This window comes from Bradyrhizobium sp. 195 (assembly GCF_023101665.1).
In the GTDB taxonomy this organism is placed as follows: domain Bacteria; phylum Pseudomonadota; class Alphaproteobacteria; order Rhizobiales; family Xanthobacteraceae; genus Bradyrhizobium.
Genome location: NZ_CP082161.1, coordinates 2,624,232 through 2,649,070 on the forward strand (window position 1 = coordinate 2,624,232; position 24,839 = coordinate 2,649,070).

The 24,839-nt window shown below is 58.9% G+C and carries 25 protein-coding genes; 19 read left to right on the forward strand and 6 right to left on the reverse strand.

Translation table 11 applies throughout. The features are described from left to right. Positions 1-56 precede the first annotated feature (56 nt). Positions 57-1,028, forward strand: coding sequence for a Bug family tripartite tricarboxylate transporter substrate binding protein (locus IVB26_RS12215; protein ID WP_247971879.1), 972 nt, complete (start codon positions 57-59; stop codon positions 1,026-1,028). Between the two features lie 45 nt (positions 1,029-1,073). Here the strand turns inward: IVB26_RS12215 and IVB26_RS12220 are convergent, their stop codons facing one another. Next, a complete protein-coding gene (locus IVB26_RS12220; protein WP_346732874.1) occupies positions 1,074-1,859 on the reverse strand; it encodes an SDR family oxidoreductase in 786 nt (261 codons plus the stop codon). Positions 1,860-2,193: 334 nt separating this feature from the next. On the opposite strand from IVB26_RS12220, the gene IVB26_RS12225 reads away from it, so the two are divergent. The 6 genes from IVB26_RS12225 to IVB26_RS12250 are packed head-to-tail and all read left to right on the forward strand — an operon-like array spanning position 2,194 to position 7,585. Continuing rightward, entirely contained in the window at positions 2,194-3,453 is a 1,260-nt protein-coding gene (locus tag IVB26_RS12225) for a Rieske 2Fe-2S domain-containing protein (protein ID WP_247971881.1), read from the forward strand. Between the two features lie 11 nt (positions 3,454-3,464). Continuing rightward, a complete protein-coding gene (locus IVB26_RS12230; RefSeq protein ID WP_247971882.1) occupies positions 3,465-3,971 on the forward strand; it encodes an aromatic-ring-hydroxylating dioxygenase subunit beta in 507 nt (168 codons plus the stop codon). Positions 3,972-3,976: 5 nt separating this feature from the next. Beyond that, positions 3,977-4,384, forward strand: a complete 408-nt coding sequence (locus IVB26_RS12235) for a rhodanese-like domain-containing protein (protein ID WP_247971883.1) — start codon at positions 3,977-3,979, stop codon at positions 4,382-4,384. A 54-nt stretch (positions 4,385-4,438) separates the two neighbouring features. Further along, positions 4,439-5,608 (forward strand): thiolase family protein, encoded by a 1,170-nt coding sequence (locus IVB26_RS12240; protein WP_247971884.1) that lies wholly within the window; start codon positions 4,439-4,441, stop codon positions 5,606-5,608. Between the two features lie 2 nt (positions 5,609-5,610). After that, on the forward strand, positions 5,611-6,027 hold the full coding sequence (locus IVB26_RS12245) for a Zn-ribbon domain-containing OB-fold protein (RefSeq protein ID WP_247971885.1): 417 nt from the start codon (positions 5,611-5,613) through the stop codon (positions 6,025-6,027). A gap of 7 nt (positions 6,028-6,034) precedes the next feature. Beyond that, positions 6,035-7,585: a class I adenylate-forming enzyme family protein gene (locus tag IVB26_RS12250; protein ID WP_247971886.1), complete on the forward strand. Its 1,551-nt coding sequence runs from the start codon at positions 6,035-6,037 to the stop codon at positions 7,583-7,585. A gap of 246 nt (positions 7,586-7,831) precedes the next feature. On the opposite strand, the gene IVB26_RS12255 is transcribed toward IVB26_RS12250, so the two are convergent. After that, the gene (locus tag IVB26_RS12255) at positions 7,832-8,623 is read right to left on the reverse strand and encodes an SDR family oxidoreductase (RefSeq protein ID WP_247971887.1); all 792 of its coding nucleotides are present in this window, start codon (positions 8,621-8,623) and stop codon (positions 7,832-7,834) included. A gap of 237 nt (positions 8,624-8,860) precedes the next feature. Between IVB26_RS12255 and IVB26_RS12260 the strand changes: the two genes are divergently transcribed. After that, entirely contained in the window at positions 8,861-10,036 is a 1,176-nt protein-coding gene (locus IVB26_RS12260; RefSeq protein WP_247971888.1) for a saccharopine dehydrogenase family protein, read from the forward strand. Between the two features lie 25 nt (positions 10,037-10,061). After that, positions 10,062-10,226, forward strand: coding sequence for a hypothetical protein (locus IVB26_RS12265; protein ID WP_247971889.1), 165 nt, complete (start codon positions 10,062-10,064; stop codon positions 10,224-10,226). Positions 10,227-10,472: 246 nt separating this feature from the next. Here IVB26_RS12265 and IVB26_RS12270 read toward each other — a convergent pair whose 3' ends face one another. The 3 genes from IVB26_RS12270 to IVB26_RS12280 all read right to left on the reverse strand — a co-directional run bounded on the left by IVB26_RS12270 (position 10,473) and on the right by IVB26_RS12280 (position 13,010). Further along, positions 10,473-11,456 (reverse strand): NAD(P)H-binding protein, encoded by a 984-nt coding sequence (locus tag IVB26_RS12270; protein WP_247971890.1) that lies wholly within the window; start codon positions 11,454-11,456, stop codon positions 10,473-10,475. A gap of 250 nt (positions 11,457-11,706) precedes the next feature. Continuing rightward, positions 11,707-12,408 (reverse strand): SDR family NAD(P)-dependent oxidoreductase, encoded by a 702-nt coding sequence (locus IVB26_RS12275; protein WP_247971891.1) that lies wholly within the window; start codon positions 12,406-12,408, stop codon positions 11,707-11,709. 2 nt (positions 12,409-12,410) lie between these two features. Then, complete coding sequence (locus IVB26_RS12280; RefSeq protein WP_247971892.1) at positions 12,411-13,010, reverse strand: 2-hydroxychromene-2-carboxylate isomerase; 600 nt, start codon at positions 13,008-13,010, stop codon at positions 12,411-12,413. 217 nt (positions 13,011-13,227) lie between these two features. Here IVB26_RS12280 and IVB26_RS12285 point away from each other — a divergent pair, with 217 nt between their 5' ends. From IVB26_RS12285 to IVB26_RS12325, 10 genes are all read left to right on the forward strand, one after another. Next, the gene (locus tag IVB26_RS12285; protein ID WP_247971893.1) at positions 13,228-14,079 is read left to right on the forward strand and encodes a TetR/AcrR family transcriptional regulator; all 852 of its coding nucleotides are present in this window, start codon (positions 13,228-13,230) and stop codon (positions 14,077-14,079) included. Between the two features lie 35 nt (positions 14,080-14,114). After that, complete coding sequence (locus tag IVB26_RS12290) at positions 14,115-15,071, forward strand: 1,2-phenylacetyl-CoA epoxidase subunit PaaC (protein WP_247971894.1); 957 nt, start codon at positions 14,115-14,117, stop codon at positions 15,069-15,071. Then, positions 15,068-15,379, forward strand: coding sequence for a metal-sulfur cluster assembly factor (locus IVB26_RS12295; RefSeq protein ID WP_247971895.1), 312 nt, complete (start codon positions 15,068-15,070; stop codon positions 15,377-15,379). The genes IVB26_RS12290 and IVB26_RS12295 overlap by 4 nt, the downstream gene beginning before the upstream one ends. A 10-nt stretch (positions 15,380-15,389) precedes the next feature. Then, complete coding sequence (locus IVB26_RS12300) at positions 15,390-15,644, forward strand: phenylacetic acid degradation b (RefSeq protein ID WP_247971896.1); 255 nt, start codon at positions 15,390-15,392, stop codon at positions 15,642-15,644. Then, positions 15,644-16,414: a Phenylacetic acid catabolic protein gene (locus IVB26_RS12305; protein ID WP_247971897.1), complete on the forward strand. Its 771-nt coding sequence runs from the start codon at positions 15,644-15,646 to the stop codon at positions 16,412-16,414. Before IVB26_RS12300 ends, IVB26_RS12305 begins: the two co-directional genes overlap by 1 nt. Beyond that, a complete protein-coding gene (locus IVB26_RS43515) occupies positions 16,411-16,599 on the forward strand; it encodes a PaaD-like zinc ribbon domain-containing protein (protein WP_458309348.1) in 189 nt (62 codons plus the stop codon). Before IVB26_RS12305 ends, IVB26_RS43515 begins: the two co-directional genes overlap by 4 nt. Continuing rightward, positions 16,600-18,240, forward strand: coding sequence for a class I adenylate-forming enzyme family protein (locus IVB26_RS12310; protein ID WP_247971898.1), 1,641 nt, complete (start codon positions 16,600-16,602; stop codon positions 18,238-18,240). Between the two features lie 73 nt (positions 18,241-18,313). Next, positions 18,314-19,516 (forward strand): ABC transporter substrate-binding protein, encoded by a 1,203-nt coding sequence (locus IVB26_RS12315; protein ID WP_247971899.1) that lies wholly within the window; start codon positions 18,314-18,316, stop codon positions 19,514-19,516. A gap of 359 nt (positions 19,517-19,875) precedes the next feature. After that, entirely contained in the window at positions 19,876-21,084 is a 1,209-nt protein-coding gene (locus tag IVB26_RS12320) for an acetyl-CoA C-acetyltransferase (RefSeq protein ID WP_247971900.1), read from the forward strand. A gap of 118 nt (positions 21,085-21,202) precedes the next feature. Continuing rightward, positions 21,203-23,419, forward strand: coding sequence for a 3-hydroxyacyl-CoA dehydrogenase NAD-binding domain-containing protein (locus IVB26_RS12325; protein ID WP_247971901.1), 2,217 nt, complete (start codon positions 21,203-21,205; stop codon positions 23,417-23,419). Positions 23,420-23,582: 163 nt separating this feature from the next. On the opposite strand, the gene IVB26_RS12330 is transcribed toward IVB26_RS12325, so the two are convergent. After that, positions 23,583-24,689: an AraC family transcriptional regulator gene (locus IVB26_RS12330; RefSeq protein WP_247971902.1), complete on the reverse strand. Its 1,107-nt coding sequence runs from the start codon at positions 24,687-24,689 to the stop codon at positions 23,583-23,585. Positions 24,690-24,839 lie beyond the last annotated feature (150 nt).

The window sequence follows — 24,839 nt, forward strand, 5'->3', positions numbered from 1 at the left end:
AGACTGAACGCGGCGCCGAATTGCCATCCTATTGATCAGTCAATGTGGAGTACGCCTTGAAAAGATTGGTCCTGGGTTTGCTTGCTCTTGCGCTCGTCGGTCAGGTGAGCGCCGCCCGAGCTGAGATGTTTCCGGCGCGGACTGTTCGATTGATCGTGCCGAACCCTGCCGGAGGCTCAAACGACGCCGCAGCGCGCTTCCTGGCGGAAGCGCTCAGCGAGCTTTGGCAACAAAATGTTGTCGTAGAGAACAAGCCGGGAGGGGGCGGAAATATCGGGACCCAGGCCGCCGCGTCTGCGGCGGCAGATGGATACACCTACCTGGTCTCCTCGCCCGGTCCAATCGTTATAAATCCATTGCTCTACAAGAAACTGCCGTTCGATCCGCCGAGAGACTTCACGCCCGTCGCGCTGCTCGCAACCGTTCCAATCGTGCTGATCGTCAATCCGGGACTGCCGATCTCCACGCTCGACGAACTCTTGGAGTTCGCCAGGAAACAATCGGATGAACTCAACTACGCTTCCTCCGGAATTGGATCGACGCATCATTTGTCGGCGGAATTGTTCAAGAAGATGACGGGCCTCAAGCTCAGGCACGTGCCCTATCGCGGCGCCGCGCCGGCCATGAACGACATTATCGCCGGCCACGTTCCCATTCTCTTCGACAATCTGCCTACCGTCATTCCGCAGGTGCAGGCGGGCACCGTTCGCGCTCTGGCCGTTGCAAGCCCAAAACGTCTGGACTCACTGCCCGATGTGCCGACGTTTGAGGAGGCCGGATTGGCTCACTTCGAGGCATCTTCCTGGTTCGGCGTGTTGGCGCCGGCGGGAACGCCGACCGATATCGTGTCAAAAGTGACGGCCGACATAGAGCGGGTCATGTCGACCCCGCGCTTTCGCAAGAGCCTTGAAGCGACGGGCGCGCAAGCGGGTTCGGTCTTCGGTGCGGAGTTCGGCCGATTCATGAAGGACGAAACCGAAAAATGGGGAGACGTTATCAAGAGTTCGGGGATATCCATCATAGAATAGGCGACACGAGTTTGCCGGTTGTCGGCCGTCCTGTGCTGGCAATCGTCACCATTTTTCGACCCACGGCCGAAGCACCACTTCGAACGCCCAGGTCGATCGATGTTGGCGATGCAGGTGCAGATAGGTTTCGGCGATGCGATCCGGATCGGCCATGTTGTCGTCGACCGTCGTTCCGGCCAGCCGGTGAGCGCGGGTCCCGTCCTCCTGGGTCCAGCCGATCGCGGCGTCAATGGGCACATTCGCAACGTGGATACCTTGCGGCATCAATTCCCTCGCCATGCTTTGCGCGAGCCCCGACTTGGCATGACATGCCATCGCGAAGGCACCGCTCAATGGGAAGCCTTTGAGCGCAGCGCTGGCGTTTGTGAAGATGATTGTGCCTTTTGCCCCGTTGGTGTCGGGCTTGTTTCCAAGCATGACCTTGGCAGCCTGTTGCCCCACCAGGAACGCACTGAATGCGGCGTTGCGAAGCGTTTCCAGCGCCATGCTTGGGTCCGCTTCGATCACGCTCTTGCGGAAAATGCCGGGGACGCGGCCATCAATGTTGTGAACGACAAGCCTCGGAGTCCCGAGGTCCTGCACGACCTTCGCGAACAACCGATCCACTGCGACCGGTTCGCTCGCATCGCAGGCGTAGCGATGCACCCCATGCATCTTCTCGAGCTTCTCAAGGACCGCTTTTTCGGGATTCCTCGCCGCTACGGCAACACGCATGCCATTCTCTGCGAACAATCTCGCGCAACTTGAACTAATTCCCGGACCGCCGCCGACTATGAGTGCAACGTCTTGAACGGAAGGTTGAGTGGACTGAGCCATGTCGCTTGCTCGCATGTGTGCTTGGTGATCAATTCCAAATCGGAACTATATGCGGGTGTCGGATTGTCGCCAAATGGAAAGTTTGGAAGATCGAGAGCGGTTACGAAGCCGAGACTTCGCCGCCACTGCTGGATCGGCCATCGGCGTAAGGCGCAAAGCGATTTGCCATGACTTGCAATCGAGAGCGTCCCCGGTGCCGTCTAGTTCTGCGTCCAACCGGTCGAATCCGATGCAGATTGGTGATAGCGAGTGCTTATCAATACAGCGAAATAATGTATTGGAGCTCGGCGAGAGCGATACCTAGTATTCCCGAAAGTCTCTGAAGTGGACGAAGCGGGAGCAATATCGCATGTCGCCAACGGTACAAGCAGGCCGCAACGAAGCATCGGAATTCCGATGGCCGCCGCAGGGCGTAACCCGCGCGCCATACCGTCTGTTCACCGACCCTGAAATCTACAAGCTGGAGCAGGAGCGGATCTTCAGGGGAAAGACCTGGAATTTCCTGTGCCTGGACATTGAGATCCAGAATGCCGGGGACTACCGGACCACGACCGTCGGCGAAACCCCGGTTGTCGTTACGCGCGACCGCGACGGCAAGGTACACGCGATGGTCAATCGCTGCGCGCACAAAGGCGCTCTGGTGTGCCTGAAGAAGAAGGACAACGTCGCGAGCCTTTCGTGCGTCTACCACGCGTGGAATTACGAGCTCGACGGCAAGCTCAAGGGCGTCGCTTTCCGCAACGGTGTGCGCGGTCAGGGTGGCATGCCGGAGGATTTTGATCCGGCGCAGCACCGGCTCCGCCCCTTGAGGGTGGAGTCGTTCTGCGGGATGATCTTCGGGACCTTTGCGGACGAAATCGAGGACGTCGAGACCTATCTCGGTCCCGAGATGGCATCGTTCATCAAGCGAAACCTCGGCCGACCGTTGCGCATCCTCGGAACGCACAGCCAGATGATCCATAACAACTGGAAACTGTACGCCGAGAACCTGCGCGATTCCTATCATGCGACGCTGCTGCATACGTTCTACACGACCTTCAAGGTGAACCGGCTCGACATGGACGGCGGCATCACGCTGTCCGAGCGCAAATGGCACCATCTCAGCTTCGCGCGCCGCGCGAAGATGCAGGAGGCGGCCGAATATGCGGAAGCGAAGGTGCATTCCGCTAATTACGAATCCGCTCTCGATGGTCCGGGCCTGCTCGAGGCCTGGGAGGAGTTCGACGACGGCATCACGCACAGTATCCAGACCGTCTTTCCCAACATGTGCATTCAGTTCACGCTGAACTCTCTGGCGATCCGCTTTTTCGCCCCGCGCGGCGTGGATCAGACCGAGTTGTTCTGGATTTATCTGGGCTACGAGCGGGATACCGATGAACAGTCGAGCATGCGGGTGATGCAAAGCAATCTGACCGGTGCCGCCGGCCTCGTCTCGCTGGAGGATGGCTGCATCAACGAATTCGTGCAGCGCGGAACGCGGGCCGATCCCGACCAGTCGTCGTTCATCGAGATGGGGGGGCGTGAGGTCGAATCCGAAAAGAATTCGCGCGCGACGGAAACCGCGGTTCGCGGCTTCTGGCACGGCTATCGCCACATCATGGGCTTCTGAGGAGAGGCGGGATGCACAAGGTTCTCGATAAATCCTCCAAGCAGATGGTCGCACCGACGCGCGACCAAGTCGTGGACTTGATCGCTGCCTACGCCCATTCGGTCGACGACATGAGGTTGGATATCTGGCCGCAGTTCTTCACGTCGGACGCTCTGTATCACGTGACGACCCGCGAGAACCATGAGGCGGGACTTCCGATCGGCGTCGTGCGTTGTGTCGGAAGGGGTATGATGCAGGACCGGGTGAAGGCATTTTATTCGGCCAACATTTTCGAGCCGCATACCTATAGCCACATTATCGGACGATCGGAGTTTCTGGAGCCGACATCGGAGATGGCGATTTCGGCTCGGTCGAACTTTCAGATCGTGCGAACCATGGAAACCGGTCGCATGGACTTGTTCGCGGTCGGCAGATATCTCGACGAAGTCGTGATCGAGGATGGTCAGCCCCGCTTCCGGAAGCGGGTGGTGATCCTGGATTCCAGGAACGTCGATATTTTGATCGTTATTCCGTTGTGACACCGATGACGACGGAAATTTCGCCGCGACAGGCATGGGACTTGTTGGCTGCCGACAAGCACGCGCGGCTCGTCGACGTGCGGACGGAGCCCGAATGGGCCTATGTCGGAGTGCCGGATCTTGCGGATCTCGGAAAGGCGGTGGCCAAAATCTCCTGGCATGTCTTTCCGGAGATGCGCGTCAATCCCGAGTTCATCGGGAAATTGAAGGCGACGTACGATCCGGCCAACCCGGTGATTTTCATGTGCCGCTCCGGCGGCAGAAGCCCCGCTGCCGCAAAGGCTGTCTTCGAGACAGGGTTTGCGCGGTGCTTCAGTCTCGCCGGCGGCTTCGAGGGCGATGCCGACGAAGATGGACATCGCGGCACCAAGGTCGGTTGGAAGGCGGAGGGACTACCCTGGAGACAGCCTTGATATCGCGTTCCGTTGCGCGGGTGCGGCGGCAACTCAACTTCCGAGGAAATCAGTTTGGCGAAGAAGCGTGACATCGTCATAGCGGGCTATTCCGAAACTCCTGTCGAGTTCAAATCCGGGCGTAGCGCGTATGACTTCGGCGGAGAGGCTCTAGCGAAGCTTCTGCAATCCACGGGCATCCCAAAATCCGAGATCGACGGCATGGCGGTCGCTGCGCCGCTCAGCGAGTGTCCGAATCCGTTTTTCCCCGTGTATATGGCTGAGGCGTTGGGGCTTTCGCCGAAATGGCTGAATTATAGTGGCACCGGGGGATGCTCCGCCACGGGCGGCATCGCGAGGGCTGCTTCAGCCATCCGAGACGGCTTGTGCGAAACCGTCGTTGTTCTTTGCGCGGATGCCCCGAGCACGGCCTGGCGAGCGAATTACGGAGCATATCGAGGCGAGTTTCAGGAACCTGTAGGTGTTCAAGGACCTCCCGCGAGCTTTGGTTTGTTGATGAGCCGGTATCATCATCAATATGGGATCAAACCGGAAGCTCTCGGAAAAATCGCGGTCACACAGCGTGAACACGCGCTCCATAACGAAAATGCGCTCGCGAAGTTCAAGACGCCTCTCACGATGGAGGACTACTTCAACTCCCGTGTGATCGCAGACCCGCTTCGATTGCTGGATTGTGTGATGTTCTGCGATGGGGCGAACGCCTTCCTGGTGACGTCCGAGAAGCGCGCGCGAGCGCTGGGCTTGAGCAAGATGGTCTACCCCACGGCTTACGCCGAGATCACCAATCTGCACGGTGACCGTTCGTGTCCCGACATAACGGAGACGGGCTTTTCTGTCATCGCTCCCTTGATCTACAAACAGAGCGGCTTGTCTGCCCGGGACATCCGGATGTTTCAGCCGTACGACGATTTTACGATCGCCGTCATGATGCAGTTCGAAGATTTCGGGTTCTGTGAGCGCGGGCAGGGCAGCGACTTCACTCTGGCTACGGATCTCTCGCGCACCGGCACATTGCCGCTGAACACGGGAGGCGGTCAGATCTCGGCCGGGCAACCAGGATTGGCGAGCGGCGGGCTCAATCTGGCCGAGGCTGTCCGACAGATGTTCGGAGAAGGAGGCGGTCGACAGGTGAAGGATGCCAGGAACGCGCTGGTCACGGGAATCGGCGTCATCCCATTTGCGCGCAACTGGGGCACAAGCGCAGCCCTGATCCTGGAGACCTAGCGATGGTTGATCAAGCGGCCGCGCGCCCCGTTCCGAAGGTCTCGGTCTATGTCGATACCACCCCATTCTGGGAGGCCGCGAAACGCGGAAAACTCGTGCTGCAATTCTGCAAGGACACCAATCAATTCCAGCACTATCCGCGCCCGGTCAGCATTTTCACCGGGAGCCGAAATCTGGAGTGGCGCGAGGTTTCGGGAAAAGGAGTCATCTATGCCTGTACGGTGATCCGCGTTCCGGGTCCCGGGCTTGAGGGGCGCTTACCGCTATCCATCGCGACGGTCGAACTGGATGAAGGGGTCAGGATGCTCGGTAACATCGTCGGCACAGATCCGGACAGGGTCTCGATCGGCCAGCGCGTCGAAGTAAGCTGGGACCGCCTCTCGGAAGACGTACGGTACCCGGCGTTCCGGATCGTTTGAGGCTTCGATGCGGCTCGACACGATCTTCCGAGCACAAGCGGTCCGCTATCCCGAAAAGACCGCACTCGTCTGTGGACGCGATCGTGTCAGCTACAGCGAGCTCGACCGCCGGATACTCAATCTCGCGGCCGGACTGCTCAAACTCGGCGCAAAAGCCGGAGACCGGCTGGTCATCTACCTGCCGAATGGAATCGAACTGGTCGAGCTTCTCTACGCGGCCTTCTCGATCGGTGTGATCGTGGTTCCGGTACCGACAAGGCTCACAGCCCTCGAGCTGCAGTACATTTGCCGTGACAGCAAACCGTTCGCGGTCGCTCTGGAGGCGGATTTCGCTCTGCGCGCTGAAGTCGCGAAGGACCTTCCGGACGCGGTCTTCATCTCGACCGGGGCGAAGATCTTCGGCACGATCGGCCTGGCCGAGTTGCGCGCCAACGATCCGGTTCCCCTGCATCCCCTGCCGTTTGCGGACGATGCATTGGTAATGTACACGTCAGGCACGACGGGTGCTCCCAAGGGAGCAGTTATTACCCATTCGAACCTCATCGTGCAGAACTATTTCGTGCACGCCGTCGAATGGAGCATTTCGAGCGACGACAACTATCTGGTTACAACGCCTCTGGCGCATCGCGCCGGCTTGGCGCGACTGGCGAACGCCCTGAGTCTCGGGGGGACCTTGGTGATCCTCAAGACGTTCGATCCCGTCGCGGCTGTCCGGGCGATCGAAGACGAGAAGATCACCGTGGTCGGAATGGTGCCGACCGTCTGTCGCATGATGCTGCCTGCGATCCAGGAAGACCCGTCGCGGTGCGCCTCGTTACGGTGCATTGTCGTGACCGGGGAGGCGTTCCCGGTGGAGCTGAAACGGAAGTTTCTGTCCTTGCTTCCGCACGTCCGCCTCGTCTCCTTCTTCGCCATGACGGAAGCCGGAGCGGTAACGTCGCTTGCGCACGAGGAACAGTTCGTCCGGCCGGAATCGATCGGACGTCCGACACCGGGCGTGGAGATCAGGATCGTCGATGATCGCGGGGCCGACACCGTGCCGGGACAGCCGGGCGAGCTGCTCGTTCGATCGGGCGAGCCGGGGCGTTTCACCGTCATGCGGTGCTACTATGAACGGCCCGAGGAGACGGCGACGGCGCTGCGCGACGGCTGGTTGCATACCGGCGACATTGCAAGATGCGACGAGCTTGGGTACCTCTATATCGTGGACCGCAAGAAGGACATGATCATAAGCGGCGGCTTGAATGTCTACACAAAGGAAGTCGAGCAGGCCCTGCTGACCAACCCCGGCATTGCGGACGCCGCCGTCGTCGGCATTCCGGACGATATCTACGGCGAGTCGGTTGTTGCGTTCGTCGAGCGCTCGGCGGATAGCTCGTTGACGATCGAAGATGTGATCGCGACCGCTCAAGGGCGAATCGCGGGCTACAAGAAGCCCAAACACGTCTTCCTGGTCGATGACCTCCCGCGAAACGGCACCGGCAAGGTCTTGAAACACGAGCTGCGGCTGCGCGCAGAACGATTGCTGCGTCCGTCGCCCGAAGCAGCCCGGGTTTGATCATGCGGTAGTCGATGCGACTATCGCCGTTCGGAAATCAACTGTCGAGGCCCTTGAAGGCTCCTCACTCTCGAAGAGTGAGTTCCTGAATCTTGAACGAGAAGCTCCTTGATCCCCGAACAGCGGGTGTTGGGGGTCAATCCCGTGAACGTCGCGAGCGGCGCGGCGAAGCACGAGAGGCGGCTGCGACCCGGAACTCGTGGAGCATCTCATCCAAGATAACGGCTGATCGGTTATGAGGGCTCGCTAGGATGAGGACAGTACAGCCGTTAGACCGCCGTCCACGCTTAGGATCTGACCGGTGATGTGTTTGCCGGCTTCGCTGGCGAATAACAGGGCGGCGCCTTTCAGGTCGTCTTCGTCACCGATGCGCTGAAGAGGTACGCCTGTCGTCAGCTTCTCCATGCCGACCTGCTCGATCGTGCCCTTGGTCATTTTCGAAGGAAACATGCCCGGCGCCAACGCGTTCACCGTTATGCCGTAGCGCCCCCAGCCGCCGGCGAGTGCTCTGGTGAAGTTGACCACGGCGCCCTTGCTCGTGTTGTAGGCGATCGTTTGAGTCGTGCTCGTGCTGCCGAGGAGGCCGGCGATCGACGCCAGATTGATGATCCGACCATATCGGTTCGGAATCATCGAGCGTTTTCCGATCTGCTGGCTCAGGAGGAAGAGGGAGCGAATGTTGAGATTCATGACCTTGTCCCACGCCTCGATCGGGTGATCTTCGGTCGGAGCCCCCCATGTCGCTCCCGCATTGTTGACGAGAATATCAATTCGCCCGAGCTTGCCGATGGCCTCGTCGACGAGACGTGAGATGTCATCGTCCCTGGAGTTGTCCGCTGCGATCCATTGTGCTGAGATTCCGCGGCCGGCGAGATGCGCCTGCGCCTTTTCAAGATCCGAAGCCTTCCGCGACGACAATACGATCTCCGCTCCCTGTTCGCCCAGTGCTTCGGCGATTTGGAGCCCAAGCCCGCGGGAGCCCCCGGTCACGAGGGCTTTCTTTCCAGAGAGATCGAACAAGCTTTTCAAGCTGACCATTTTGAAGACCTGATGTTCTGTTGGAGGGGGCATCCGAAGCTCAGCCGCAAGGGGCAGCCGAGACGCGCCATACTTTACATCAATGAAACTTACTGTATAGTCAGAATGTTTTCTTGGTGCCAAGAAGATTGATGAAAAACAACGGTTCAGCCTTCTCGGCAGGATGAGTCATTTCGTGAGTCGTGAGTTCGTGGCCGTAAGTGAGGCCGCGCCTCCGAGCACTGATGGAGCGAGAATATGGTACGCGATAGCGCCTGCGATCTGATTGTCTTTGGCGCCAGTGGCTTCACCGGTCGGCTCGTGGCCGAGTACCTCGCGACGAGATACGGAAAGAAAATCAAATGGGGAATGGCGGGCCGCGACCTCGAGAAGCTCGCCACCGTCCGCGCCGAGATCGGCGCGCCCGACGATACATTGCTGATCAAGGCTGACTCGAACGACGAAGCGTCGCTGCAGGCGCTGGCTCGGTCGACCCGCGCCGTGATCTCCACGGTCGGACCCTTCCAGCTTTTCGGATCGAAATTGGTGGCGGCGTGCGCTCGCGACGGCACGGACTATCTCGACTTGAGCGGCGAGACCGTCTGGATGAGGAGCATGATCGACGCCCATGAGGACGAGGCCCGATCGAGCGGGGCGCGCATCGTTTTCTCGTGCGGCTTCGACTCCGTGCCGTTCGAACTCGGCGTGTTCTTCCTGCAGGGTACCGCCAGGAAGGCGTGGGGAGGTCCGGCCGAGCACGTGAAAGGCCGGGTCCGGGTGATGAAGGGCACGTTCTCGGGCGGAACTGCAGCCAGTTCACGCGCGACGATGGCCGCGGCGATGAGTGATCCGAAGGTGCTCGACCAGCTCAAGGATCCGTTTCTTCTGACGCCCGGCTTTGCCGGGCCGAAGCAGCCGCATGGAATGAAGATTGAGTTCGACGAGGACCTCGGCGCCTGGGTGGCCCCCTTCATCATGTCGCCGATCAACACGCGCAACGTCCATCGCTCGAACGCTCTCATGGGGCACACCTACGGGACCGGCTTCGTTTACGACGAGATGATCGTCGCCGGTCCCGGCAACCAGGGCGAGATTACGGCCGCCAAGATTGCAGAGGATAACAGATCGTTCGGCGGCGAAGGCAGTCCAAAGCCGGGTGAGGGCCCATCGAAGGCAGAACGCGAGGCCGGTTGTTACGACGTCCTGTTCATCGGGAGTAGCAAGGATCGCGGCAAGATCTCTGTCGCGGTTCGAGGTGACAGGGATCCAGGCTACGGATCGACGTCAAAAATGATCACGGAATGCGCGATCTGCCTCCTGCAGGACGCGAGCGACGTCGCTGCTGGCATTTGGACGCCTGGCGCTGCGATGGGCGACAAGCTGATACCTCGGTTGGTTCGAAATGCCGGGCTCACCTTCAAAGTCGAGGGCTGAGAAAGGACGAACGCAGGGAAAATCGTTGTTCAGGAAAAATTGGGGGCGGCTCATGGAATGTGGTCTATTCGCGATCGAATTCTTTCCCGATCCGAGCGTCGATGAAATCAGAGAAGGTCAGCTTCTCGCGCTGGCCTTCGGATTGCCTTTCGCGGTCATCGTGCAGCTGGTTCTTTGGATTGCGCTGTGAAGTGGGCGCGCGAGTCTCCCAGACTGGCCCGGGATCTCCGATCCCGGGCCACTTTTTTTGGGGGGTGGGGGACTCTTCGACGCCGCGCGGATCCAACCGCGATTGTCGATCAAGATCGCCTGGCTTGGCCTTGTAGTTCGAGCATATACCTCGGGCCGCGAAAATTCCGATTGGCTTCCATCAGTGCCTGCGCGCCGGCTTCGATCAAGCTGCCCGCCTTCCCGCGCGGCGGTGCATCCCCTCGATCTATGCGTTCTGTAAAGCTTCGCGAATACGCATCGATCGCTTCAAAGCCCATTGTATGTCCTTCGGAGTACGCCCAAGTAACCGCTCGAGCTGGTCGTCAACGATGTCATAGCGTCCGCCGGCGACCAAGTGGACGAGCGCCCTTATGTGGCTTGCGACATGCGGATTGCGGGACGCATAAGCGCTGTTGACGTAAGTCTCGATCCAGGCGTCCGCCTCCTGAGGAACGTAAGAAATACGCCGGTCCAGCACCGCGGCATAGTCCTCCGCAACCCCGTGCATGTCTTTCAACGTCGGACCCGTCAACGCATAAGACTTCGAAACATGCCCCGAAGGATCCATCAGAATCTTCGCGCATACTTCTGCAACATCATAGGCCGCAATGGGCGCAACCTTCTGCGACCCAAACGGCAGGTGCAACTCATTCGCACCGAGGAGCTGCTTCAGAGGAAACCACGACAGGATGGGATTCTCGACGAACATGGTCGCCTGAACGTTCACAACCGGCAGGCCTGACCATTTCAACGCCCGCTCCGAAGCCCAGTGAGCCCGTTGTTGCCGCGACCAATCGCCAATCAAGCCGCCCAGCCAAGCGCGTCTTACATCGTGCGAGGTCGACATTCTGTCGAAGGTCATGTAGCACTGCTCGTATTCCGAAATGTTCACGAACACTTCGGTATCCCCTTGTTCTTGTGCGGCTGCAGCCATCAGGATGCTGGCGTCGGTATAGTAGGGGTTCAAGCTCATGCTGAAATAGATTCGTTGACAGCCCTTCACGGCGGCGACGACGTCGGCGAGATCGAGAAGATTCCCGACAAATACTTCTGCACCGGCTTCCCGCAGCGCTTCGGCCCGTTCGTCGTCCCTTTTGACAAAGGCACGTACTGGATATTGCTTCTCCAGCAGCATGTGGATGATCGTTTTACTGACCGAGCCAACTTCTCCGCCGGCGCCGGTGATCAGGATTGGACTTCGTTTCGACATGGATCGTCTCCCAAGGTCAGCTCTCGGTCTCCGACGCGGTTAGTGTTGCCTTGAGCCGCAAAATAGTTCCCATCCCATCTGGTCGCTTGGCAAGTTCGCCCGCGCCTCCGAAGAAAGTGCTTCAGGCAATTTCTTCTCCACGGTCTGAAAAGTAGGTGGCTATGGTCGCGGGCCGGACCGGTCGCTCAGCAATGGCGACGGTCCGGCATTTTTCAGATCGGCATCGCGATCGATTGCGAGATGAAGCCGATCACCACTTCTCGCCGTAGGGGCGGAGTTCGTAGTTGAACGACCATGCCGAGCGAGGCTGATGGCAAATGTGCCAAATCTCATCGGCAATCGTTGTCGGTTGAGCGAAAAACTCTTCCGGCTTGTCGTGGAACATCTTGCGAGCCCATGGCACGTTGATGACTGCGTCGATCATCAGAAAGGCGACATGGACGCCCTTCGGGCCCAGATGCCGCGCCATCGATTCGGCAAGGATGCGTTCTGCCGCCTTCGACGGCGCAAAGCCGGCGTAGCTCTCGACTCCGCGATAGGCTGAGGTATTGCCGGTCGCGATGATGGCACCGCTTTGCGCCTTGATCATCGCAGGAGCGACCGCTCTGGCAAGGTAAAGCAGTCCCATGGTGTTGACTTTGAAGTTCGTCTCAAGAGCCGCGGGATCCACTTCCAGGAAATTTCCGAACGTTCCGCCTACGGCATTGTGGATGGCGATCGCGGGCGCGCCGTGGTCACGCGTGATTTTTGCGATGGTTTCGCTGACCTGGTCCTCCTGCGTGACATCGCAGATGTGGGCGGAGGCGTCCGGCAGTTCGGCTTGCAGCTTCGGAATGCGCTTCTCCGAGCGCGCAATGAGAGCGACGTGGTAGTCGCCGCGAGAGAAGCGGCGGGCGAGTGCGCTGCCCGTGCCGGGACCAACCCCGGTAATAACACAAACTGGTTTTGTCATGATCATGCCTGCGCTTTTGCTGCTGCTTCAACGAATGGAAGCCGATCGTTTCCGAAATAGAGCTCCTCTCCGATCCGAAACGTTGGTGTACCAAACAGGCCGGCTTCTTCGGCTGCCTTGTTGCGGGCCTTCAGTTCCTCGGAGGTCTCCTCCTGAGCCATCAGTTCGAGGATGCGATCGGCAGGAAGATCGTTCTTCTTCAGGAAGTCTCTGAGGATTTCGACGTTGCCGAGGTCAAGCACCTGAGCGTAGAGGCCAGTGAACACCTTCGATACGAAATCGGGACCCACCCCGAGCTTGATCGCGGCGATAGCCCCGCGAAGCAGGAAGTTGAGGTCGATGTGCCGGAAGTTCTGGTTGGGCTCCCAGCCGACGCCGTACTTTTTGACCCAACGTTGCAGATCGCTTTTTGCGTATTTTCTCTTCGCCCTGCACTCGATTGTCGTCGGGGTGTTGCCGGTCGCTTTCATCAGATCCAACACATTGATGGGCATGTAGACGACGGTTGCCTGCGTATCTACGGCCAGCTTCTTGAGCTGGCTCTGTGCGAGGTAGCTGTAGGGACTACCGAAGTCGAAATAGAATTCAATCTGTTTGGTCATTCCTGGTCCTTTCTCCCTTGTCGATCGCTCGCTTTGGCTCAATTTGCTGCCGAACAGCTGCCGAGCCGGGCCGCTGCTTTCGTGTATCTCACTGGTTTCCAAGACGAAAATCTGGTTTCTCCCGCCCTCAAAGAAAGTTATTGACTGGTAAGTAAGTTAATTGTAGATGAGTATCAATGTCAACTGCTAGCCGCTTCGAAGAAGACTTCGCTGGGCCATGAGCATGTGTATTTCAGCCGCACTGTCAGGAGTTGTCGACGCTAGCCATGGCTTTGGCGAAAGCGGCGATCGTGCGTCTAGCGGTGCATTAGGGGTGCACGAGGCTTTACCTCGCGAGTCGAGTGATAATACTTTCGAGCGCATGAAAAAGCGCAAGAAACGACTGACAAATTCCGAACATCGCGAGTTGAGCATGTCGGCAGTATTGGCTGCCGCCGAGTTTCTCTTCGTGACCCAAGGCTACAACGGCACGACGACGGAGCAGATCGGGCAACTCGCGGATCTGACCAAGGGCAGCGTCTACTTCTATTACGGCAACAAGGAAGGTGTCCTGCTTGAGCTGCTCAATCGCGTGCGAGCCAACGTCATGGAGCCATATCTTCAGATCCTGCAAGATCAAGGCCTTTCGCCCGTCGAGCGCATGACGAAATATCTGGAGAGGGCCGGCGAGGTCGCCCTTGACCATCCAGGCTCGATGTTGCTGCCGATCGTCGTCTCTATAGAGATGGCGGCAACTGAATCCGAAGCGGCGCGCAGGGTAAAGGCTGGCTACAATCGGATCGCACGAGAAGTGCGTACTGTCCTGGAGCAGGGGCAGGCTTCTGGCATGTTCCGCTCCGATCTGAGCAGCAGCGATATGGCTCGGCTCCTGATCTCCACCGGCGATGGCATCATGCTCGAGTGCCTTCGTCAGAATCTCCGCATTGACGTTCACCGTCTGGTTCGCACGCTGAAGGCTGTCGTGCTTACCGGTCTTCAAATCGCGTCGGAGGCGCCCAGGGACATCGAGGCCGATGATGGCCCCTCCGTTATCGATGTCTTGCGCGGCAATCTTCAGGACCACGCATAAACAATCAGCGAATTACAACGAGGGAAGGTCCGACCATGGCTCAAGCGGCGCTCGCACGTGAAATCCCGGAAGAGGCAACTGAGGTCGCTCTACAGACCCGGATCAAGGCTGGCGCAACGCTGGAGGATATCAGCGAGATGACGCCGCGCTATCGTGACGTGCTCGTCGCGACCATGGCGATCGCGGCCGATCTGGAAATCATGACGTTGCCACTCGACTTCGATGCCATCACGTTTGCGCCCAGCATCAACGATCGCATCGCCGTCGCGTCTGCGCTGCAAGACGAGATGGGACATGCCCAGGTCATGTTCCGCATGCTCGAGGATTTCGGCTTCGACTCCTATCACCAGGTGTTCGAGCGTGATCCCAAGAACTTCAAGACGTTCTTTCTGCTCGAGTTTGGAAACCTGAGTCCGATCGATGTGGGGCTGGGCCACCTTGTCGGCGATCAGGCGGGATATATCACGACGCGCGATCTCGAGGAGAATTGTTCATTCGGGCCGTATAGCCGATCGCTGCGGAAGGTGAACTTCGAAGAGAACTTCCACGTCAAGCGCGGCGAATACATGATCCGCCATTACATGCAGCAGGGCCCCGAGATGCGGAAGCGGGTCCAGGAACGTATGGATTTCTGGTTTCCGCTGGGGGCCGAGTGGTTCGGTGCGACGGACGACGTCAAGTCGAGGACCGACCAACTCCATTACAAGATACGCGGCAGCAGCAACGATCAGCTCAGGCAGATTTGGCTGCAGCGCCTCGTGCCTTTCTGCGAGCAGGTTGGTTTGAAGGTCCCGGCTCACTTCGACCGCGAAAAGGGCATTTACGTCCTCGATTACCAAATGCCGATCCTGCTGAATCTGGAAACCCTGAAGTGGGATTTTCGTACGGTCACGTGGCCGGAGAAGCTCGCGCAATGGAAGAAAGGCGGCCCATTGAAGCTGCCGGGCCTGACTCGGATGCAGGTTGAGCTTTGGGGGCAGGACCTGTGGTGACGGAACAGGCGGTCCGCGAAGCGCTCCTTGCGGTGAATGACCCGCATATACCGGTCAGCATCGAGAGCATGGGGATGTTGAGGGCCGTCACGATCTCGGACACCGGCGTGGTCGATGTCGAGCTCGCAATTCCGTGCCTGGCCTGTCCCGGCGTCTCGATGTTGAAGCAATCGGTCAAGGACGCTGTGGGCGGTCTGGAGGGTGTCAGCAAGGTCAACGTCCTTGAAGGCTGGCATCACGATTGGACCACGCAATCCATTGAACCCAATGCGCGACAATTGATGCGTCGCTTCGGAATACAGGTCTAGGGGTGCGATGATGAAAAAGGTTATCGATAGACAATTGGAGTTGGGTGGCGACAAGCCGGAGTTCTACGAGGTATTTGCGCGCCGAGATTCTGCAGAACCGCTCACCCATATCGGCTCTGTCGAGGCCCCCAACGCGGAACTGGCCGAGGCGCGCGCCTGGTTTGTCTACGACCAGCATATCTGGCGGGAGATGTGCATCGTACCGCTGTCGGCAATCGTCACGATTACCGAACGCGGCAGCAAATCGAAGGTAAAGGTGGTGTGATGGCTGTCATCAATTCAATCGACGACCTTTCAGAAGCGGACAAAGTCCTGCGGGACGAATTGTATTGCATCGCGGACGCCAAACTGGTGCTCGCCGGCTGGTACATGATGGTGTTGCAGAACGGGCGCTCCATCGCGGACTTCACGTCCATCTGCGCGATGATGCAGGGGCAGTATGGGCATGCCCGCGCGCTCTATCAGCATCTGGGGCGTTTCGGAGTCACGCTCGAGGAGGTGGAGTGGACGCGTGGTGCGAAGGATATCCGCTCGCCCAAACTGCTCGACCGGCCGCCGCAATCGTGGTCTGATTTTATCGCGACGATATTCGTGGCCGAGCAGGCCATCTCCACGCAATTGAGCGCATACAGAACGAGCCTGGCCGACAGAACCCTGGCACGCCTCGCTGACAAGATTCTGAAGGAATCGCGCTTTCATCTCAGCTATTCCGTGGGGTGGGTCAAGGCGCTACGCAAGGATACGGCGTCCACTGTGGATGAAGACGCCCGTCGCCGCCTGGTCGAAGCGTTGGATTGGTGGGGCGAGCCGGACCAGCCGGATATCGTTTTCTCAAGCGGCTTTCGGGATGCGGCGGATTCGGACCTTCGCGAACGCTTCCTCAAAGCGGTCGGTGAAACCTTCGATGTTCCGGATGGAATTGCCGGCCATGCAAGGTCCTGGCAGCGGTCTATCCGCCGCAATGGCGTTCCGGGAATCCCGGAGAACCTGTTCGAGAAGATCCGTTTCCAGAATCGCGAATTGGCGATGCCGTGAATCGAGACGAGCCAACATTCGACTTGCCGGTAGATGCCAGCAAGGTCGTTTGTCCGCACTGTGAGAGCGATGTTGTCGATATCGAATCGCCTTTCGGTGGAAGCGTTTCCGAAGTCTTGTTTCGATGCCGGAAATGCAGGTCGTTCTTCCATTGGGTGAAGTGGCAGCCGGAGCCACCACGTTAGGTGAAGTCGGAAAACACCAAGAGCAGCACAAGCTGCCAGAACGAACAAGGGGAGGTCATGGTGCTGGATCGAGCCATTTCGGTTTCGGATGTTCTTCGGGCAACGGCCCGCGCGACGCCGCAAAGAAGCGCCGTCGTCGATGAGGCGGGGTCGCTGACCTACCGCGAATTCGATGAGACCGTCGACCGCCTTGCGGCTGGACTTCAGCGGCTCGGAATTGGAGCAGGCGACAGGGTTGCATATTTGCTGTGGAATCAGCGCGAGCTGCTTCTGTCTTACTTTTCGATCGCCCGTCTCGGTGCACTGACAGTTTCTCTGAACTTTCGACTGACGGCCGAAGAGCTCGCGTATCAGCTCTCGGCAGCCAAGTGTAAAGCGCTCATCGTTGATGAAGAGCTCGCCGGACTGGCGTCTCAGGCCATCGCGACCTCTACCCTCTCGATCCGACTGATCGTATGCGGCAGCGGCGTGGGGCCCGATCAGCTTCGCTTCGACGATCTGCTAAGCGCTACCACAGACATGTCCTCCTTCCCGATCGTGAGCTCAGATGCTGATAGCGGCATCTGGTTCACATCGGGCACGACAGGCCGGCCGAAGGGAGCGGTGGTTAAGCACCGATCTGCTCTGGCTGCCGCGATGCTCGGCGCCTGGGCTATTCGGATTTCGGAACCCATCAGAGTCTTGGGCGTCGCTCCCCTTTTTCATCGAGGAGCGATGGAAAACGTTGCGCTCCCGGTCGTGATGTGTGGTGGGACGCAGTTTTTGTTCAAGAAGCTCAACGCTGCACAAACGTTGGAATATCTGGAGAAGCTCGAGATCAACACTGCGTTCATCGTCCCGACGATGGCCTGGCAATTGCTGCGCGAACTGACTGCCGAGACGAAGCCGTTGCCTCATCTCGTAAACTGGCTTTCAGCGTCCGCCCCGTTGCCGCCGGTACTTGCGGAGCAAATCACCAAACGCTTCGAATTACCCAATGGAGTTATGAACACTTACGGCATCACCGAAATGCTGTTCGTTTCGACCTGTCCTCCGTCGATGCTGTCGAGGAAGCCAGGCAGTGCCGGGCTCCCGGCACCTGGGACGCAGATCGCCATCTACGACGACAAGCGCGGGGTCCTTCCTCGTGGCGAGATCGGAGAAATTCTCATCAGCGGGCCGACGGCATTCTCTCGGTATCTCGACAACGAGCAAGCGACGCGGGACGCGATCATCGATCTGAATGGGCAGGAGTGGTATCGCAGCGGCGATGTCGGTGTTCTCGATGAGGACGGATACCTTGCTATCAAGGACCGCAAGAAGGACATGATCATCTCCGGCGGAGAGAATGTCTATTGCGCCGAAGTCGAATTGGCGTTGATCGATCATCCATCAATCCGGGAAGTCGCGGTCGTCGGTGTCCCCGACGAAAAGTGGGGCGAAATCGTTGTCGCTGCCATCGTCAAGGCGACAGATGCAGCCGTAGATATGGACGACATCGTAAGGAGCTGCGCGTCCCTCGCGAGCTACAAGCGGCCGCGTGAGGTGGTCTGCCTTGACGCATTGCCGCGCAACAGCTTCGGCAAAGTACGCAAGGACCTGGTTCGGGAGATGGTCCGTGAGCGGCTCCCGTCGTCGACGCGCATACGCCGCGCGTCCTAGTCAAGGAGCCGACCTTCTCCAACCGGCTTGAGGTTTAAGAAGACACGTAGTTTCACAGTTTTGGAGTGATGTCATGTTCAAGCTCTTCAGGCCATTTATTGCTCTGATGCTGATGTCGTTCGGGTCCGCTGCGTATGCCGCCGATGCACCGGGTGTGACGCCGTCTGAGATCAAGATTGGCGGAGTCTTTCCTTTCAGCGGACCGGCCTCGCCGTACGGTGTCATAGGTCAGGCCATTCTAGCCTATGCCCAATCGGTCAACGACCGCGGCGGCATCAACGGCCGGAAAATAAACTACATTGCCTACGACGATGCTTACAGCCCGCCCAAAGCGGTGGAGCAGGTGCGCAAGCTCGTCGAAGGCGACGAGGTTGCGTTCATCTATGGTCAGCTTGGTACCCCGGGAAACACAGCGGTCGCCAAATATCTGATTGCGAAGCGCGTGCCGAGCATAGGCATGATCACCGGGTCGAACAAGTTCACGAACGTCGCGGATTATCCGCTGACGACGACGAGCATCGTCAGTTACGATACGGAGGGGAAGATCTATGCCAAGTTTTTGACCAAGACGATGCCGAATGCGAAGTATGGCATCCTCTATCAGAATGACGATCTCGGCAAAGATTACGTCAACGCTTTCAAGGCGATCTTGAAAGGTGCTTTCGAAACGAAGGTTATCGCCGTCTCATATGAGGTCAGCGATCCAACGGTGGATTCTCAAATCCTGAACTTGAAGAGTTCAGGGGCCGATGCGCTGATGGTGGCGGGGACGCCAAAGTTCGCGGCGCAAGCCATTCGGAGGGCTGCCGAGATCGGCTGGAAACCCACGATCGTGCTGAACTACCCCTCGAGTTCGGTTAGCGCGACCCTGAAGCCGGCAGGTCTGGAAAGGGCGGTCGGTGTGATCGTCGGGCAGAACATGATGGATCCGGTCGACACGCAGTGGGCCAGCGACGCTGGGATGAAGGGCTATCGAGCCTTCATCGAAAAGTACATGCCGGGCGCTGATATCGCCGACACCAATATCCAGTACGGGTATGCGCAAGCAGTGCTGCTCGAACACCTGATCAAACAGTGTGGGAGCGATCTTTCCCGCGAGAACATCATCAAGCAGGCGAAGAGCCTGAAGAATGTGATGCTACCGACGCTGTTGCCTGGCATCAGCGTCAGTACGAGCGATAAGATCAACATGAATTACACACAAATGAGGCTGCAACGCTGGAGTGGTACCGCCTGGGAGCTTTTCGGCGAAGTCCTTGACGCTTCCTCAGAGTGAGCAGGGACGGAAGGTCGGGCTCCGGTGTCCACACGGTGGCGCCTCACGGCAGACCTGCGCAATGAGTTGAGCCGTGATGCGCCGGCGCAGGGTCGTCACGCACCGCTGAACACTGAACGAAGATCAGACCTGCCGCATCGAGAGCTGGTGTGCGGCTGGACCGAAATCCGCCGATCCAAGACTTGTAAAAAACAAGTCGATATACGAAAGCAACTTATGTAGGTTTGCAGCATCTACTTTGATCTGAGTGAGAAGGGGCGGTGTCGGTCGCGCTCTCGCGAGTGACTCGAGACAGCTTGATTTGCGATGGGACAATTCCTCCCGAACCGGGGAGGTAAACAAGGCAGGAGAGGCCAGAGATGCCTGAGGCATATATTTACGATCACGTTCGCACGCCGCGCGGCAAGGGGAAATCCGACGGCTCGCTCCACGAAGTGACCGCCCTCGCGCTGGCGGCCGTTCCGCTACAGGCGCTGAAGGAGCGCAACAATCTGGCGCCTGACAGCGTCGATGACGTCGTGCTCGGCGTCGTTGATCCGATCGGCGAGGCAGGGAGCGACATCGCGCGATTTGCCGCGCTGAAGGCCGGCTTCGACAAGTCAGTGCCCGGTATTCAGGTCAACCGCTTCTGCGCGTCGGGCCTCGACGCCGTGAATATTGCCGCGGCGCAGATCATGTCGGGGCAGCACGAATTGACCATCGGCGGCGGCGCGGAATCCATGAGCCGCGTCGGGATCATGTCCTCCGGTTCGGCATGGCCGACGGACCCTTCGATGGCGGTGCCGAGCTATTTCATGCCTCAGGGCGTCGCAGCGGATTTGATTGCCACTAAATACGGCTTCTCGCGCGATGACGTCGATACCTACGCCGTTCAGAGCCAGGAGCGCGCCGCCCGGGCCTGGGAGAAAGGACGGTTCAAGAAATCGGTCGTGCCGGTGAAGGACGTCAACGGCATCACGATTCTTGCAAAGGACGAGCATATTCGCCCGGGAACGACAATGCAGTCGCTCGGCCAGCTGCAGCCATCATTCGCCACGATGGGTGCGATGGGCGGCTTTGACGCCGTTGCCGTGCAATCGCATCCGGAAATCGAGGCGATCAATTACGTACACCATGCGGGCAACTCGTCGGGTATTGTCGACGGCGCGGGAGCCGTTCTTCTCGGTAGCAAGGATGCTGGCAAGAGGCATGACCTCAAGCCACGTGCAAAGATTCGCGCGTTCGTCAATGTCGGCTCCGAACCTGCGATGATGCTGACCGGTCCGGTCGATGTGACCAAGAAAGTGCTCGATCGTTCCGGCATGAAGCTGTCGGACATCGATCTGGTCGAACTGAACGAGGCGTTTGCCTCCGTGGTCCTGCGATTGATGCAGGCGTTCGAAATCGACAGGGACAAGATCAACGTCAACGGCGGCGCGATTGCGATGGGCCACCCACTTGGCGCGACCGGCGCGATGATCCTCGGTACGGTCCTCGACGAACTCGAGCGCACCAACAAATCCACCGCTCTCGTGACGCTGTGCATCGGCGGCGGAATGGGCACCGCGACCATCATCGAACGGGTCTGAATTGTTCTCCTCCCCGTAAGGGGAGGCAACCCAGGCGAAAATCCTAATCATGACGTCCTTAGGGGCCTCGCGAGGAGCGAGGCCCCCCTGGATGGCGACAAGGAATTGGAACGATCACATGGCCTACAAGAATTTCAGAATTGAGACGGACGTCGACGGCATTGCGCTGGTGACGTGGGATATCCCCGGAAAATCGATGAACGTCATCGACGACACGTCCGGCGCCGAGCTTGCCGCGATCATCGAGCAGATGACATCAGATGCGGCAGTCAAGGGCGTCGTTGTCACATCCGGCAAGGACGCTTTCTGCGCCGGCGCGGATTTGACGATGCTCGAAGCGATGAACCGTACTCACGCGGAGATGTTGAAGTCGCAAGGCGAGGAAGCGGCGAACAAATACCTGTTCGGTGAGGCGCGCAAGTTGTCGCAATCGTTCCGAAATATCGAGGTTGGTGGCAAGCCGTGGGTTGCCGCGATCAATGGAACGGCGCTCGGCGGCGGCTTCGAACTGGCGCTTGCCTGCCACCACCGCATAGCGTCCGACAATCCAAAAGCCCGTGTCGGGCTGCCGGAGGTCAAAATTGGAATTTTCCCCGGCGCCGGCGGCACGCAGCGCCTGCCGCGCCTGATGCCGACCATGGACGCCGTACAGATGCTGTTCAAGGGCGAGGCCATCGATGTCAAGAAGGCCCAAGCCCGCGGCATCATCGGAGAGGTGGTGCCTGCTGGGGATCTGATTCAGAAGGCCAAGAACTGGATCAAAGCCGGCGGCAAGGCGGTCGCGCCCTGGGATCAGAAAGATTTCAAGTTGCCTGGTGGTACGGTCTACTCGAAAGCGGGCTTGCAGTTCTTCCAGCCTGCGACCGCGATGCTGCGCCGGGAGACTTACGACAATTATCCGGGCGCACGGGCAATTCTGCAGTGCGTCTACGAAGGCCTGCAGTTGCCGATGGATACAGCGCTGCGCGTCGAGTCTCGGTACTTCTCAAAGATTTTGCGCTCGAAGGAAGCGGCGGCGATGATCCGCTCGCTCTTTATATCGATGCAGGATCTGAACAAGGGTGCGCGTCGTCCGCAGAAGGTGCCGCCGACAAGGGTGAAGAAGCTCGCTGTCATTGGGGCAGGTTTCATGGGCGCCGGCGTCGGCTACATTTCCGCTCAGGCGGGAATCGATGTGGTGCTGATCGATCGCGACCAGGCCTCGGCCGACAAGGGCAAGGGACACGCCCAGGCGAACGTCGATGCGGCGGTTTCCAAGGGCCGGATGAATCAAGCCGACGGCGACGCGATCCTCTCGCGCATTACCGCCACCGCAGATTACAACGCGATAAGCGATTGCGACCTAGTGATCGAGGCGGTGTTCGAGGATCGGAAGGTCAAGGCAGAGACCTACGCCAAAGCGCAGCCGCTTTTGAAGAAGGGCGCGATCTTTGCGACGAACACCTCGACGCTGCCGATCAATTCGCTGGCTGAGGAGTTCAGGGATCCGTCTAAGTTCATCGGGATCCACTTCTTCTCTCCAGTCGAGAAGATGATGCTGTCGGAAATCATCGTCGGCAATGACACTGGAGACGTGGCGCTGGCCACCGCACTCGACTACGTGCGCCAGATCAAGAAAACGCCGATAGTCGTCAACGACTCTCGCGGCTTCTACGCCAACCGTTGCGTGATGCTTTTCCTCTTCGAAGGATATGAGATGCTGCTAGAGGGCGTTCCGCCCGCGATGATCGATAACGTCGCCAAGATGGCCGGCATGCCGGTCGGGCCGCTCTCACTCAGTGATGAAACCGCGCTCGATCTTGGGCTTAAGATCTTGAGGGCCACCGAAGCCGATGTCGGCACGCAGGCGGTCAATCAGGATCACAAGAAGTTGCTGGTCGAAATGGTGGAGAAGCGCGGGCGCCTCGGCCGAAAAAATGGCAAGGGCTTCTATGACTATCCCGAAAAGGGAAAGGGACAAAAGAAGCTATGGTCGGAGCTGACCGTGCTGCAGCCGAAGCGGCTCGATCCGGATACGCTCGACGTCGAGGAATTGAAGCAGCGGTTTCTCGTGGTCCAGGCAGTGGAAGCCGCGCGCACCGTGGAAGATAACGTCATCACCGATCCGCGGGAGGCCGATGTCGGCTCGATTCTCGGATTCGGGTTCCCGCCATTCACCGGGGGCACGCTGTCCTACATCGACTTCATGGGAACGAAAAAGTTCGTCGAGCTGTGTCTGAAGCTGGAGAAGAAGTATGGTTCGCGCTTCACGCCACCAAAGCTCTTGATCGAAATGGCCGCTAAAGGCGAAACGTTCTACGGTCGCTTTACACCGAAAAAGGCGACGGCGGCATAGCGGCGTCGATATCCGCCCGAGCTCGCGGCGGGGCAACCGTCAATCCGGTGCCCCGTTTGATCGAACAGCCCGTTTCATTGTCGGGCGAGAGGGAATGTCGTCTAAGCAGCCTTGAATTATCGAAAGAGCGACTCTTTCGTTTGCGGGTGACGGAGCGAGCACATCACACTGTCAACAAGGAGCTTGGCCGTTTGACGACCCCCATCCGGGTCGCTCCGACGGCGTTCCTCGTTCGGGGAAGCGGCCGATGAGGCGATAGATGCGAATCTCGAATTCCAGCCAGGTCACTGTTCCGCTGCTCCCTGATTTGGCGGGGCGATAGTCCACACCACTGCGATACGGCGCGGGAGAAGGAGCTCGATTCCGAGAAGCCGAGAAGGTGACCGATACGAGATACACCGACATCTGTCTCGGACAGCATGATTAGGGCTTCAGCCATCCGATAGGCATCGAAAAGTGCAGAGAAGCTCGTGCCGGCTGAACTTAAACGGCGCTGGAGCGTGCGCGGTGAACAGCCGACTTCGCTGGCGACGGCGTCGATATTGGCTGCACCCGGACCGAGCTTTGCGACCGCTGCCTGCACCCGTTGGCAAAGGGCATCCATTCGACGGAGAGCGCCAAGCAAGGTCTCAGCGTAAGCGATATTGATGTCGCACAAAGATCGATCCGCTCCGGATCTTAGTGTGTTCAGTGCCTTGGCATCGTAGTCGACGGAAGCGCATCGCGCGCCAAAGCAAACGTCGCATTTAAGGGTTTCAGCGAACGAGGCCTGATCGGCCTCCGGCCGACCAACGAGATGAACAAGCGTAGGCTTCGGACCGCTCGCGACGACACAAGCGATGATGGCATCGGTATGAAGCACATCCATCGATACGGCGTCCCAGTTCGGCTTATACAGCACCCGAATCGCGCCTCCCGTGGATTGCGTCGTGAGCTGGCCGCCCTCGCTCAGCAACGCCTGATAGCGCAACAGGTGCTGAATAGATTCGCCAAACGTAGGGCTGTGCGCTGTGATGACCGCGATCACATTGGTGGCGTGTATAGGCAGGGCGCTGCCGACCTTGACCCCGAGCAGAGGATCGTCCGAAAGAAGCCGGGCGCGGCCCCAAATGGTCCTTGTTGGAGAGAGCTCAATGCGGCTCGTGTCGGGAAATCTGCCGTCCACGATGCCGCGGACCCCGAGCGTCAGTCGTGTTCTCTCCAGGCCCTGTCGTTCAAGGCCGTCGAGAATTGCGTTGAACCAGCATGAGGCTACGGTAAGAGCTGTCAAGACGATGGTTCTCCCCGCGGAGCGCGGTCGAATGATATCAGTATTTTGACAAGCATGGCCATGCTCTTCTTATCGGCTTTCGGATCTTCTTGCGGATTCTCGGTCGCAGCGACTGCGTACCCGGATGACAATTCGGCAGAGGCTTGCACC